Below are 13,119 nucleotides of genomic sequence, written 5' to 3' on the forward strand. Positions count from 1 at the left end.
GGGTGCCCCGTCGGCCGTCGTGCGTCCGCCGCCGGCCCGCTCCCCCATCTGGGACAATGGCCCCATGCCTCTCGAGACGCCCCAGTCCCCCGCCTTCCAGAGCTTCGCCGACCTCACGCCGCCCATCGCGCTGACCCCGCTCGACGGCCGCTACCGCCCGCAGGTCGCGCCGCTGGTGGACCACCTGTCCGAGGCGGCCCTGAACCGGGCGCGCCTGGTGGTGGAGACCGAGTGGATGATCCACCTCCTGGACCGCGAGGCCATCCCGGGCCTGCGCACCCTCACCGATGAGGAGCGCGCCCTGCTGCGCGCGATCCCCGCCGAGTTCGGCGCCGACGGCATCGCCGAGCACGCCGAGATCGAGCGGGAGACGATCCACGACGTCAAGGCCGTGGAGTACTACATCAAGCGCCGCCTCTCGGGCACGAGCCTGGAGCCGCTCGCCGAGATCGTGCACATCTACTGCACCAGCGAGGACATCAACAACCTCTCCTACGCGCTCATGATCCGCGGCGCTGTGCACGACGTCTGGCTGCCCGCGCTGCGGGAGGTCACCGCGCAGATCACGCAGATCGCGCGCGATGCCGCAGGCGTCCCGATGCTCTCGCGCACCCACGGCCAGCCCGCGACCCCGACCACGCTCGGCAAGGAGCTCGGCGTCTTCTCCTACCGCCTCGGCCGCCAGATCCGCCGCATCGAGGCCGACGAGATCCTCGGCAAGATCAACGGCGCCACCGGAACCTACGCCGCGCACGCCGTCTCCGTTCCGGGCACCGACTGGCAGGAGGTCTCGCGCACGTTCGTCGAGCACCTCGGCCTCACCTGGAACCCGCTGACCACGCAGATCGAGTCCCACGACTGGCAGGCGGAGCTCTACTCGGACATCGCCCGCGCCGGCCGCATCCTGCACAACCTCGCCACCGACGTGTGGACCTACATCTCGCTGGGCTACTTCCGCCAGCGGCTGTCGGCCCAGGGCGGCACCGGCTCCTCGACGATGCCGCACAAGGTGAACCCGATCCGCTTCGAGAACGCCGAGGCGAACCTCGAGATCTCCGGTGCGCTCCTGGACGTGCTCGCCCAGACCCTCGTCACCACGCGCCTGCAGCGCGACCTCACCGACTCCACCACCCAGCGCAACGTCGGCCCCGCCGTCGGCCATTCGCTGCTGGCGATCCGGAACCTGCAGAAGGGCCTCGCGGGCCTGGACGTCGACGCGGATGCCATGGCTGCAGATCTCGAGGGCAACTGGGAGGTCCTCGGCGAGGCCGTCCAGTCGGTCATGCGCACCCTCGGCGTGCAGGGCGTCGAGGGGCTCGACAGCCCGTACGAGCGGCTCAAGGAGCTCACCCGCGGCCAGCGGGTGGACGGGGCGGGCATGCGCGCCTTCATCGAGGGCCTCGGGCTGCCGGACGCCGAGCGGGAGCGCCTGCTCGCCCTCACTCCGGCGACCTACGTCGGGTACGCGCCGCAGCTGCTCGCGCACCTGGAGGGCTGAGCCCCGCTGGGCACTGGCCCGGCAGCGGTGTCAGACCGCCGCTGCCGGGACCTGCTCCCGCCCTGCGCGGCGCGGGATCGTCAGCACGAGCGCGGCCGCGCCTGCGCAGAGCATGGCCGCCGTGATCCAGGCCCACTCGTAGCTGCCGGTGCTCTCGCGCAGCGCTCCCGCGACGCTCGCGCCGATGCCCGCCCCGACCATGTGGGCCGCGAACACCCAGCCGAACACGACGCCTGAGCGCTGGATCCCGAAGTGCGTGCGGCACAGCGTGACCGTCGGCGGGACGGTCGCCACCCAGTCGAGGCCGTAGAAGACGATGAACGCCCACTTCGGCGGCGCGATGCTGGGACCGAGCAGGCTGTGCAGGAACAGCAGGGACAGCCCGCGCAGGGCGTAGTAGGCCATGAGCAGCAGGCGCGGATCCACGCGATCGGTGAGCCAGCCCGAGAGCAGCGTGCCCACGATGTCGAAGATCCCGACGACAGCCAGCAGCGAGGCGGCGGTCGTCGCGGGCATCCCGTGGTCGTGCGCGGCGGGCACGAAATGGGTCTGGATCAGCCCGTTCGTCGACCACCCGCACACGAAGAACGTGGCCGCGAGCGCCCAGAACGTCCATCGCGTCGCGGCGATGCGCAGCACTCCGAGGGCCGACGGCGCCGGCGGGTCGGCTGAGGCCCGGGCGGCGGGGACAGCATCGTCAGCCGTCTCAGCGCTCGAGTCCGGCGCCGCTCTGACTGTGCGCGCGTTCGCCGCCGCGCCGCCGCCCTCGAGCGCTGCCGCCCCGTACGCCTCGACCCCGAGGTCGGCCGGGCGGTCCCGCAGCACCGCCCACGCGGCGAGCGCCATCAGAGCGGCGAGGGCCACCGTCACGCCGGTCGCCCACCGCCAGCCCGGCCCCTCGGCCGCCGCAGCGATGAGCGGCAGGAACAGCAGCTGACCGGTCGCGTTCGCCGCGGAGAAGATGCCCATGACCAGGCCCCGGTGCGCCACGAACCACCGGTTCGCGATGATCGCCCCGAACACGAGCGCCATCGCTCCGGTGCCGGTCCCCACGCCGATCCCCCACAGCGCCCACAGCTGCCACGGGGCGGTCATCACCAGGGTGAGGCCGCTGGACAGCGCGATCAGCACGAGCGCAATGGTCGCCACGCGCCGCACGCCCCAGGTCTCCATGAGCGCCGCCGCGAACGGCGCGACCAACCCGTAGATGACGAGGTTCGCGGTGACCGCGCCGGAGGTGACCATGCGCGACCAGCCGAACTCGTGCTCGATCGGGCCCATCAGCACGCCGGTCGAGGAGCGGAACGCGGAGGCCGCCACGAGAGCGCCGAGCGTCACCGCCGCGACGATCCAGGCCGGGTGGATGCGGGCGGGGCGGGGGGACGGCGCGGAGGGGATCACCTGCGGATCCTAGGCAGTCGCGCAGGTCGCGCGCGCGGATGTCCGGATCGCCGCTTACTCTGTCGCGGTGAGCACCGCCGTCTCCCTCCCCCTCGCCCCGGCGCGCATCTCCCCTGCGCAGCGCCTGCGCCGTCTGATCGACCCGCCCCGCATCACGGGCCTGGATGTCGCCCGAGCGCTTGCGATCATCGGCATGATCGGCGCGCACGTCGGGAACATCCCGGAGTTCTCCTTCAACGATCCCCTCTCCTACCTCGGCATCGTGCATGGGAACTCCGCGATCCTCTTCGCGGTTCTCGCCGGGATCTCGATCTCCCTGCTCACCGGGCGCATGCGCATCCCGGAGCCGGCCGACCTTCCCCGGCTGCGGCTCGCTCTCGTCGGCCGCGGGGCGTGCATCTTCCTGATCGGGCTGGGCCTCGAGATGCTCGGCACCGTGGTCGCCGTGATCCTCACGTTCTGGGGCGTGCTCTACATCGCGGCGCTGCCCGCGCTGCGCTGGCCGGCGAAGCGCCTGCTCCTGGTGGCCGTCGGCATCGCGCTGCTGGGGCCGGTCCTCGCGGAGGCCGCGAACCTCCTCGCGCTGCAGGCGGGCGGCGCCGGCTCGAATCTCGTGCTGACGGGCATCTACCGCGTCACCACGTGGGTGCCGCTGCTGCTGGTCGGCATGGCGCTCGGCCGCATGGACCTCACGCGCACGCGCGTCGCAGTGTGGATCGCGGCGGCCGGGGTCGCCGTCAGCACCGCCGCGCACGTGATCATCACGCTGGTGGTGGGCGTGCTCGCGATGGTCGCCCCGGTGTACGCGCAGGCCATCGTGCAGGGCACGTACAGCCTCTCCGGATCGCAGGTGTATTCGGGGTCCGGGTGGAGTGCGGTCGTGGGCGGCGGAGCCGGGACCAGCGCCTCTGATGCCGGCGGATCCGTGTCGGGGTCGGCATCGTCCGCTGGGGCCGACGGCCTCGTCCCCGCCTCGTCCATCGATATGGACGGTCTGGTGTGCTACCCGCCGATGTCGCACGAGGACTTGGTGAGCTGCGCTCCGCCGGACGTCTTCGGAGGCTCCACCAGCTCCTCCGGCTCAGGCATGGGGATGATGGGCGGCTGGGCCGACTACCCCGCATCCTTCTGGGAGCAGCAGCCCGGCCCGATGCTCGCGCACGCGTTCTTCGGCAGCTCTCCGCACTCGGGCGCGACCATGGAGATCTTCGGCTCCGGGGGCCTCGCACTGGTCGTCATCGGGGTGATGCTGGTACTGGCGCCCCTGCTGCGCTGGGCGCTGCTGCCGCTCGCGGCGATGGGTTCGATGCCGCTGACCTCCTACGCGCTGCATGTGCTTGTGATCCTGGTGGTCGGCGGGCCGATGTCGATGATCGCGAGCAACGGGGTGTGGGCTGGCATGGTGGCGGGGCTGCTGGTGCTCACCACGGCGTGGGCCGCGCTGCGCGGGCGCGGGCCGCTCGAGCAGCTCACCGCGTGGGCGGCGCGGCGCGCGGCCGCCGGCGCCGGGGCGGGCAGTGCGGGGCCGAGCACGCTGCCGACCGATTCCCTCAGCGGGGGCGGACCGAGATGACGTCGAGGCTCGCGTCGTCGCTCGCGCGCACGGCGAGGCCGACGGCGGTCGCGACGGACTGCGGGCGCAGGTAGTTCTCCGCCTCGTAGTCGCCGTCCTCATAGGCACGCAGCTCGTGCTGCATGTCGGTGTCCACTCGGCCCGGGTGCACGGAGCTGACGCGCACGCCGTGCTCGCGCTCCTCCTCGCGCAGGGCATCCGTCAGCGCCCGGAGCGCGAACTTCGAGGCCGAATAGGCGCCCCCGCCCGCGCCGGAGGTGAAGCCGGAGCCCGAGTTGATCGTGACGATCGTGCCGCCCGCGCGGCGCAGCTCCGGGAGGAGCTGGCGGGTGAGGTCGGCGACCGCGACCACGTTCGTCGCGAGGGAGCGGGTCCAGTCGGCGGCGCTGAGCTCGGCGACCGTGCCCGAGACGAGGATGCCGGCGCTGTGCACGAGAGCGTCGAGCCCGCCCGGAAGGTCCAGGCTGTCGACCGCCGCGGCAACGCTGCGCGGGTCGGTGAGATCGGCCGAGAACGCCTGGGCGCTCGGGAAGCGGGCGGCGAGCTCGCGCAGCTGCTCCCGGCCCCGGCCGCCGAGCAGGAGGCGGTGATCGGGGGCGAGCTCCTCGGCGATCGCGAGGCCGATGCCGCGCGAGGCGCCGGTGATGAGAGCAGTGGGGCGCGGGGCAGCGGAGTTCGTGTCAGCCATGCCAGCAGTATCCCGCGCGCACCGGCGGCCTCCCTGACCGGGGCCCGCCGCAGCAGGGTGTTCTCCCGTCTGTCGCCCTCGCGTCACCGCAGCGCGCCCACCGGTTCAGGAGCGCGCCGGCTCAGGAGCGCGCCGGTTCAGGAGCGCGCCGAGCGCAGTGCCAGCAGATTCGTCGGCCCAGGAGCCGGTCACGTGCAACGGTGCACGTGGGCGGCCCCTGAACCGACGACTCTGCGCGCCGCCCTCGCCGAGCCTCTGTCACCCCGCCGCAAGCAGGGCGGCCCAGGCAGCAGGAGCCCGCCGGGTCGTGGCAGCCACGCACTCTGTACTTCGCACCACGCGCACCGAACTCCGCCCCCGCGCACCGCACTCGCAACCGCAGCCGTAGCCGCAGCCGCGCCCTTTCCCCGTCCCCTCAGCAAAAACATCGCTCCCAGAGCCGCTCACCTGGACCAGTCCACGCGACCGGCTCTGACACCGAGGACTTTGCGGTGAGGCAGAGGCGAGAAGCCCCAGGGCCACCCGGCTGCCCGCGCCGCCGGCTGCCCGCAGCGCCGGCACCGGCGGGCGCGCAGGCCGCACAGGCCGGGCGGGCCGGCCGCCCTTAGCACCGGCGCAGGCGCACAGGCTGCTCAGACCAGGCGGGTGGGCTAGGCGCGCAGGCCGGGCAGGCCGGGCGCGCGGGCCGGGCGCCTCGATACGCTGGCTGCATGCCTTTCGCACTCCCGCCCCGCGCCGCTCTCGAGGCGCGCGCCAACAATTGGGGCGGCAACCACCGCTTCACGCCTGCCGTGACCGTCTCCGCCGAAAGCGCCGCCGACGTCGCCGCGGCTGTGCGCTGGGCGATCGCCCACCGCCTGCCGGTGCGGCCGATGGGAACGGGCCATTCGTTCTCCGCCCTCGTTCCCACCGGCGGGGTGCTCGTGCGCACGCCAGACCTCAGCGGCATCACGGGGGTCGACTCCCGGACCGGGCGCGTGCGCGTCGGCGCGGGGACACCGCTCGCACAGCTGAACGAAGAGCTCTGGGAGCACGGCCTCGCCCTGCCCACCCTCGGGGATGCCGACAAGCAGCAGGTCGCCGGGGCGCTCGCGACCGCGACCCACGGCACGGGCCTCGCCACCGGATCCCTCTCCAGCCTCATGACGGGGATCCGTCTCATCACCGGGACGGGCGAGGAGGCGTGGATCGATGAGTCCGCGCCCGAGCAGCTGCGCGCCGCCCGCGCGAGCCTCGGCGCACTCGGCGTCGCGCTCGAGGTCGAGCTGCAGGCCGTTCCCGCGTTCCACCTGACCGATTCGCGCACGCTCACGGATGCGGAGGATCTGCGCGCGCAGTGGGACGGCCTCACCGATCCCGCGCGACCGGCCTCGTTCCAGTGGCTGCCCGGGGAGGATTCCGCATCACTCCTGGAGCTGCCCGCGCCGGAGGGCGAGCCCTCAGCCGGGCGTGCGCTTGTGCGCCGCTCCGCGCGCGCCGCGACGACCGCACTGGTGGAGGGCACCGGCTCGCCGACAGGTGCCCCCGACTCGCCGACAGCTGCCCCCGGCCCCGTGAACGCCGACGGCACCGACCGCTCCTACCGGGTGCTCGTCGGCCGGTCGATGAAGCCGTTCCACGAGATGGAGCTGCTGGTGCCGCTCGATCGCGCCCGAGAGGCCTTCGATGCGCTCACCGCGCTACTCGCCGAGGACTTCCCTGAGCACCAGCACCCGATCGAGGTGCGCTTCGTGGGGCAGGACGACGCCCACCTCTCCCCCACCGAGGGCGGCCCGCGCGCGGCGCTGTCGATCCCGGTGAAGACGAGCGCCGACTACTGGCCGATGCTGATCGCCATCGACGCGCTGCTGGAGCCGCTGGGCGCCCGCCCCCACTGGGGCAAGCTGCACCTCCTGGACCGCGAGCGGGTGGCGGCGCTCTACCCGCAGCTCGGGGCCTTCCAGGGCGTCCACGCCCAGCTGGACCCCCACGGGATCTTCCTCAACGACCACCTGCGCGCGCTGCTCGGCTGAGCGCGCAGCGCTCGATTCTCGGGCCCGATTCCCCCTCGCCGAGACGGCATCGACTGCGGCTCGCAGCTCACTCCCCCCATGCCCATCGCAGTCCCACCAGACCCGGGCCGACGTCGTGCGCGGAGACCCGTACGCGGTTCGAGGCGTTGATCAGGGCGGGCTCCGCCGTCTCCTCGCCTCCGGCCCGGATCCTTCTCTCGCAGCGCACCGGCTCCTGCTCGGGCGCGAACTGCACCTGGATGAGGACCTCCCTGGCTTTGCGGGAGAACGAATAGGTCGCTTCCCTGATCGCCGACGGCGGCAGGGCGAAATGCACCCGGTACTCGCAGTACGCCAGGTCTCCGACCTGCAGGTCCTCGTCCATGATGAGCTCTGCACCGTGCGTGCGCAGGTCGGGCCGGTCGATCTGCCTGCCGACGGCGCACCCCAGCAGCGGCTCCAGAACAGGCCGCGCACCGGGCTCGTCGGGGGCCATGATGTGGACAGACGGCAAGTGGCACCGGCCCGCCCTCAGAGCCCGCATCAGGATCCGGAACTCGAAGACCACGGTTCCATCCCCCCGCGAGAGATCAACCTTCTCGACGACGTAGAGCTCGTGCGGAAGCTCCTCATCATCCTCGAAGCCGAGGGCCGTGAGCGCAGCGCTCGCGATGTCCCGATGCGGCATCTGCTCATGAAGAGGCTCTTGGAGGAGCGGCCGTCCAGCGCGCCGAGGCGCGCCGATGGCGTCGCGCAGATGCCCGGACTCGCACCCGAGGATCTCCTCCAGCGCTTCCACTGCGCGCAGCGACTCCGCCTTCTCGGGCTGGCGTGCCCCCGACTGCCACATGCTCAGCGCCGAGATGCTGACCCGATGCCCGCGCGCCTCCAGGCGGTCCTTCACAGCACGCAGCGTCAGCCCGGCGGCGGTGATCGACTCTCGCAGGCGGGACGCGAAGCTCTCGCCCCCGGGGTCCGTCACAGAGCGGCCTTCGCGCGGGTCAGCGGGAGGCAGCTGCGGGATCGGCTATGACCAGTCATAACCCGATGATGACATAGAGACGGCTTCCAGAAAATTGCTCCGGGCCCGACAAGAAAGCGCGCAAGGTCGTTCACGTGTTTTGCGCCCCGCGTGAACGCCCCTCGTCGGCGAACCCCCGATCAGGCCGAGCCCAGGCACGGATGCGCAGCGCGGGACCAGTAGATTTCACACATTTCTCCAGTCCGTGAACGCCGACGCAATTCACGGGTTGCGAACTCCTGTGAATCCCCGGCACTTAATCTCCCCGTGTTCCGCTCTCGCGGAGCGCCGATCGGCGCTCTGTGAGCGCCCGGTCCTCCGCACACGCTTCCGAAAGGCGGCGCCATGCACGCGATCCCCCGTTCCACGTTCCTCACCGGAGCACTCACCGCCGTCGCGGCCCTCGGCCTCGGCACCTCCGCAGCCTCCGCACACGGGACTGCCGGCTCGAGCGGAGCCCCGAGCACGACCTACACCTGGGGCACCGCGTACACCTTCGCGAACACCGAGCGGTACGTGTACCTGCGCGAGGCGCGCACTGGATACGTCCTCATCTTCCAGCGCTCCCGCTCCGGCAGCTACTGCCTGTACCGCCGCACCTGCTGGATCCCGTGCGGAGCAGTCCCGGCCACGATCCCTGAGCCCGAGGACAACGCCGAGCCTCTGTTCGCACCCTGACCTCTCCGCCCCCGGCCCTCCGCGCACCCAAGGACACAGACATGACCTCCACTGCCGGAGACACAGCTCCCCCGCCCCGCCCTACGCGCCGGGCGCTCGCACGCGGCACATTCTGGGCGGTGCCGACAGCCGTCGTCGCCGTCTCCGCCCCCGCCTTCGCCTCGAGCACGCCCGTCACGCCTCCCGACCACGGCGATTCCACCATCGGGCTCCAGGGCCTGCTGAACGTCGGCAAGGGATGCTCCGGGTACGGGGGCGGCCCCTACGATCTGGTCGTCAACGCCCAGGATCTCTCCTCGACGAAGCCGGTCTACGACGAGAACGGCGTCCTGGTGAAGTACGGCTTCTACGTGCTGGGGGCGACGGCCTCGCAGCGGCCTGCGAATGCTCGGTTCACGATCTATCTGCCGTCGGCGCTCGGCTCGATCGCCTGGACGAACCGGGCGACCACCTCGGGGTGGACGAATCTCATGAAGGACTCCTCAGTGCCCCAGTACAGCGGCATGACCGCCTACACCACCACGTTCCAGGGGACCTGGCGCTACTCGGTGGTCGACGGGGTCGGACGATGGGCGGCCGGGGGCAGCGCCCCTTCATGGGGTGCCAACCCTCCTGCTCTGGATGCGAACGGAACTGCGCGCCAGTACTGCCCGAACGGCACGATGCCTGCAACCGCCTTGCGCCGGGTCATCGTGGACGGCGAGGAGCTGAGCTTCCAGCGCAGCGTGCGTCGACCCGTCTGAGGGCGCGCGGTCTGCTCTCGCCTCGCATCCGACCCGCGTGCACGGGCCGGACGCTCAGAGCACCCGCGGCTCCTGGTCGCCGTCGGCCACCATCGGCAGGCCCTGCTCGAACCACTCGTCCATGCCGCCGGCGACGTTGATCGCGTCGTAGCCGTTCTGGTTCAGCCACATGGTGGCCTGCGCGCTGCGGCCGCCGGAGCGGCACACGATGTAGAGGTCGCCCTCCTCAGGCAGCTCGCCGAGGTGCTCGACGATCGAGCTCGCGGGCACATGCTGGGCGGTCGGCGCATGGCCGGCGTCCCACTCGTTCTGCTCGCGCACGTCGATGAGGTGCGCGCCCTCGGGGATGTCTCGGGGCTGCACGGATTCGATGCTCATGGGGGCTCCTGGATCGATCGGACGGTCCCGTTCAGACTACGCGGGCCGCCTCCTCCGAGGGGGCGGCCCGCGCGCCGCGCCTCACTTTCCGGTGAGCGCACCCCGGCGCACGATCGGCCCGGAGACCAGCACCGCCGCGGCGACCAGGCCGTATGCCGCCGCCGCCGAGACAAGCAGCTGCAGGACCAGCGGCAGCGGGTTCTCCGCGACCTGGCCGATCGCCGGGGTGAGCAGCAGCAGCGCCGTCATGACGGCGACCACGGTGCTGAGCGCGAGCGGGATCGCGATCTCCATCCACCGCGCCGCGTGCAGCTGGCGCACCTCGGCGCCGCCGACGTGCTGAGAGCGCAGCACCGGTGCCTGGTCGACGGCCCGGGCGGCCTGGGTGACGCCCGTGGAGACGGCGGCGAGCACGGCGGCGATGGCGAGGGTGAGCATCCCGCCGGTGTGCATTCCGGTGAACATGCGCACCTCCTCCGGGCTGGTCGGCTCCGAGACGACCTGGATGAAGCCGAGGAAGCCGGCGATCACGAGTGCCACGGTGATCCCGGAGACCGCGCGCCATCCCCCGCGAGGATCTGCCGCCAGGCGCCGGGCGCCGACGAGCAGGGCCGGCCCCCGCGCGATCCGAGGGATGATCCGCGCCGCGGCCCACACCAGGAAGGGCCCGATGATGGCCAGGCTCAGCATCACCAGTCCCATCATCACCACCAGCACCACCACGACCAGTGCATCCCCGCCGAGGACCTAGAGCTGCCCCGTGGAGCGGGCGGCGATGAAGAACCCCAGCATCAGCGCGCCCCACAGCGCGACGCGGGCGATCGACATCCGCACCGAACGGGACTGGCGCGCCACACCGAGCGGCGTCACGGCGACCCCGAGCAGGGAGACTGCGGCAGAACCCGCAGCGAGCGCCACGATCCCGAGCAGTACGAGCGGATACCCCCACCACGGCAGCAGCAGCTCACGGGCCGTGGACGGATCGATCCCGAAGTCGAGCGTCGTCATCAGCGGCGTCGCCGCCAGATGCAGCCCGAGTCCGACCATCGCGCCGGCGACCGCCTGCACGACGACATCGGCGACCGCCACCAGGCCGACCTGCGCGGTCGTACCGCCGACCAGGCGCATCGCGGCGAGGTCCCTCTCGCGCCGGGCGAGGGAGAGCCGGGCGGCCGCGCCGCCGAGGCCGAGAGCGCTCGGCACCAGCAGCGTCGCCGCGATGCACGCGCACACCAGGAAGAACAGGAGGATCGAGGCCTCCTCGCTCTGCCCCGCCCCCGCCGCACCTGCGGCGTCCGAGGCGCCTCTCGCGCGCGCGAGGAACGCGCCGACGCCCCCGAGGACGGTCATCAGGATCCCGCTCGCCGCGGCGAAGGCGATGACGGGCAGGAGATCGGCGAGCGCACCGCGACGGCGCAGGAGCAGGGGCGCGGAGGAGAGGAGGACGGTCATCGCGCATCGCCCCCGCGCAGGTGCTCCGCCGCGATCCGGCCGTCCTGCATCATGATCGTGCGCTCGCAGGCGGCGGCGACGTGGGGGTCGTGCGTGACCATCACCAGACTCGCACCGACCTCCTGGCACGCGTCCGTCAGCACCGCGAGGACCTGCTGGGAGGTGGACTGGTCCAGCGCTCCCGTCGGCTCGTCGGCGAAGACGACCGACGGCCCGCCGGCGAGGGCCCGCGCGATCGCGACGCGCTGCGCCTGACCGCCCGAGAGCTGGCCGGGGCGGCGCCCGTGCAGTCCCGTCAGACCCAACCGGTCCAGCCACTGCGCGGCCTCCATGCTCGCAGACTGCCGCGAACGGCCCTCGAGCATCCGCGACAGGATCACGTTCTCCAGCGCGGTCAGCTCGGGCAGCAGCTGGCCGTCCTGGAAGACGAAGCCGAAAGCGCTGCGTCGCAGCCGGGTGCGCGCGGTATCGGAGAGGCGGGCGAGGTCGGTGCCCGCGTGGAGCACCGTGCCGGAGGTGGGTCGGAGGATCCCACCGAGCACGTGCAGCAGGGTCGTCTTGCCCGAGCCCGAGGGGCCCATGATCGCGAGCGACTCAGCGGGGCGCACGTCGAGATCCACGCCGTCCAGGGCGACGGTCTGCGCGCTGCGGTCGCCGTAGGTGCGGGTGAGGCCGCGCGCGCTGAGCACGGCCATCGACGCGGAGGCGGCGGGAGCTGGAGCAGTGGGGGCTGGGTCAGTGGGGGCTGGTGCGAATGTCATGCCTCCACCCTCGACGCCGACCCCCGGCATGCGCGTCGGCCCCGAGGACGAATCCTCGGGGCCGACGTCATACCGCAGCGGGAGGCGCGACCCGTACCGAGGTCGCGCTCCCGGGCCAGATCACCCGAAGCGGCCGGAGATGTAGTCCTCGGTCTGCTTGTTGGAGGGGTTCGTGAACATGCGCTCGGTGTCGTCGATCTCGATGAGGTGCCCGGGCTTGCCGGTGCCGGCGATGTTGAAGAAGCCGGTGCGGTCCGAGACGCGCGAGGCCTGCTGCATGTTGTGCGTGACGATCACGATGGTGAAGTCCTTCTTCATCTCGTGGATCAGGTCCTCGATGGCGAGGGTCGAGATGGGATCCAGGGCCGAGCAGGGCTCATCCATCAGGATCACCTCGGGCTTCACCGAGATCGCGCGCGCGATGCACAGACGCTGCTGCTGCCCGCCCGACAGGCCCATGCCGGGCTTGTCCAGGCGGTCCTTGACCTCTTCCCACAGGTTCGCGCCGCGCAGCGAGCTCTCGACGAGCTCGTCGGCCGCGGCCCGGGAGATGCGCTTGTTGTTCAGCTTCACCCCGGCGAGCACGTTGTCGCGGATCGACATGGTGGGGAAAGGGTTCGGCTTCTGGAACACCATGCCGACGCGGCGGCGCACGTTCACCGGGTCCACGCCGTTGCCGTAGATGTTCGAGCCCTCGATCTCGACGACGCCCTTCGCGTAGGCGCCGGGGATGACCTCGTGCATGCGGTTCAGGGTGCGCAGGAAGGTCGACTTGCCGCAGCCGGAGGGGCCGATGAGCGCGGTGACCGAGCGGGGCTGGATCGTGACGTTCACATCCTCGACGGCGAGGAAGTCGCCGTAGTAGATGTTCAGATCCTCGACGTTGATGGCCTGGGCCATGGTGGTTCCTTTCGGGGCGGTCGAGCAGGGCCGGG

At 71.9% G+C, this 13,119-nt stretch carries 13 protein-coding genes; 5 read left to right on the forward strand and 8 right to left on the reverse strand.

The features are described 5' to 3' along the window. Positions 1 to 64: 64 nt before the first annotated feature. Positions 65 to 1,498: an adenylosuccinate lyase gene (purB, locus tag Bequi_RS03105; RefSeq protein ID WP_249736483.1), complete on the forward strand. Its 1,434-nt coding sequence runs from the start codon at positions 65 to 67 to the stop codon at positions 1,496 to 1,498. Positions 1,499 to 1,528: 30 nt separating this feature from the next. Here purB and Bequi_RS03110 read toward each other — a convergent pair whose 3' ends face one another. After that, positions 1,529 to 2,899, reverse strand: coding sequence for an MFS transporter (locus Bequi_RS03110; protein WP_249736484.1), 1,371 nt, complete (start codon positions 2,897 to 2,899; stop codon positions 1,529 to 1,531). Between the two features lie 67 nt (positions 2,900 to 2,966). Here Bequi_RS03110 and Bequi_RS03115 point away from each other — a divergent pair, with 67 nt between their 5' ends. Further along, positions 2,967 to 4,472 carry a heparan-alpha-glucosaminide N-acetyltransferase domain-containing protein gene (locus Bequi_RS03115; RefSeq protein WP_249736485.1) on the forward strand — a complete coding sequence of 502 codons (1,506 nt, stop codon included), beginning with the start codon at positions 2,967 to 2,969 and terminating at the stop codon, positions 4,470 to 4,472. Here Bequi_RS03115 and Bequi_RS03120 read toward each other — a convergent pair. Beyond that, a complete protein-coding gene (locus Bequi_RS03120; protein ID WP_249736486.1) occupies positions 4,450 to 5,160 on the reverse strand; it encodes an SDR family oxidoreductase in 711 nt (236 codons plus the stop codon). The two genes, Bequi_RS03115 and Bequi_RS03120, sit on opposite strands and share 23 nt — an antisense overlap. Before the next feature lie 710 nt (positions 5,161 to 5,870). Between Bequi_RS03120 and Bequi_RS03125 the strand changes: the two genes are divergently transcribed. After that, the gene (locus Bequi_RS03125) at positions 5,871 to 7,172 is read left to right on the forward strand and encodes a D-arabinono-1,4-lactone oxidase (RefSeq protein ID WP_249736487.1); all 1,302 of its coding nucleotides are present in this window, start codon (positions 5,871 to 5,873) and stop codon (positions 7,170 to 7,172) included. 67 nt (positions 7,173 to 7,239) lie between these two features. Here Bequi_RS03125 and Bequi_RS03130 read toward each other — a convergent pair whose 3' ends face one another. After that, on the reverse strand, positions 7,240 to 8,133 hold the full coding sequence (locus Bequi_RS03130) for a hypothetical protein (RefSeq protein WP_249736488.1): 894 nt from the start codon (positions 8,131 to 8,133) through the stop codon (positions 7,240 to 7,242). A gap of 384 nt (positions 8,134 to 8,517) precedes the next feature. Here Bequi_RS03130 and Bequi_RS03135 point away from each other — a divergent pair, with 384 nt between their 5' ends. Further along, the gene (locus Bequi_RS03135) at positions 8,518 to 8,850 is read left to right on the forward strand and encodes a hypothetical protein (RefSeq protein ID WP_249736489.1); all 333 of its coding nucleotides are present in this window, start codon (positions 8,518 to 8,520) and stop codon (positions 8,848 to 8,850) included. 41 nt (positions 8,851 to 8,891) lie between these two features. Then, a complete protein-coding gene (locus Bequi_RS03140; protein WP_249736490.1) occupies positions 8,892 to 9,593 on the forward strand; it encodes a hypothetical protein in 702 nt (233 codons plus the stop codon). A gap of 54 nt (positions 9,594 to 9,647) precedes the next feature. On the opposite strand, the gene Bequi_RS03145 is transcribed toward Bequi_RS03140, so the two are convergent. From Bequi_RS03145 to pstB, 5 genes are all read right to left on the reverse strand, one after another. Next, the gene (locus tag Bequi_RS03145) at positions 9,648 to 9,971 is read right to left on the reverse strand and encodes a rhodanese-like domain-containing protein (RefSeq protein WP_249736491.1); all 324 of its coding nucleotides are present in this window, start codon (positions 9,969 to 9,971) and stop codon (positions 9,648 to 9,650) included. Between the two features lie 81 nt (positions 9,972 to 10,052). Then, a complete protein-coding gene (locus Bequi_RS03150; RefSeq protein WP_249736492.1) occupies positions 10,053 to 10,694 on the reverse strand; it encodes a hypothetical protein in 642 nt (213 codons plus the stop codon). A gap of 24 nt (positions 10,695 to 10,718) precedes the next feature. Then, complete coding sequence (locus Bequi_RS03155; protein WP_249736493.1) at positions 10,719 to 11,423, reverse strand: FtsX-like permease family protein; 705 nt, start codon at positions 11,421 to 11,423, stop codon at positions 10,719 to 10,721. Further along, on the reverse strand, positions 11,420 to 12,184 hold the full coding sequence (locus tag Bequi_RS03160) for an ABC transporter ATP-binding protein (RefSeq protein WP_249736494.1): 765 nt from the start codon (positions 12,182 to 12,184) through the stop codon (positions 11,420 to 11,422). The genes Bequi_RS03155 and Bequi_RS03160 overlap by 4 nt, the downstream gene beginning before the upstream one ends. Positions 12,185 to 12,304: 120 nt before the next feature. Further along, entirely contained in the window at positions 12,305 to 13,084 is a 780-nt protein-coding gene (gene pstB / locus Bequi_RS03165) for a phosphate ABC transporter ATP-binding protein PstB (protein ID WP_249736495.1), read from the reverse strand. Positions 13,085 to 13,119: the final 35 nt, after the last annotated feature.

Source organism: Brachybacterium equifaecis (genome assembly GCF_023509525.1).
Classification (GTDB): domain Bacteria; phylum Actinomycetota; class Actinomycetes; order Actinomycetales; family Dermabacteraceae; genus Brachybacterium; species Brachybacterium equifaecis.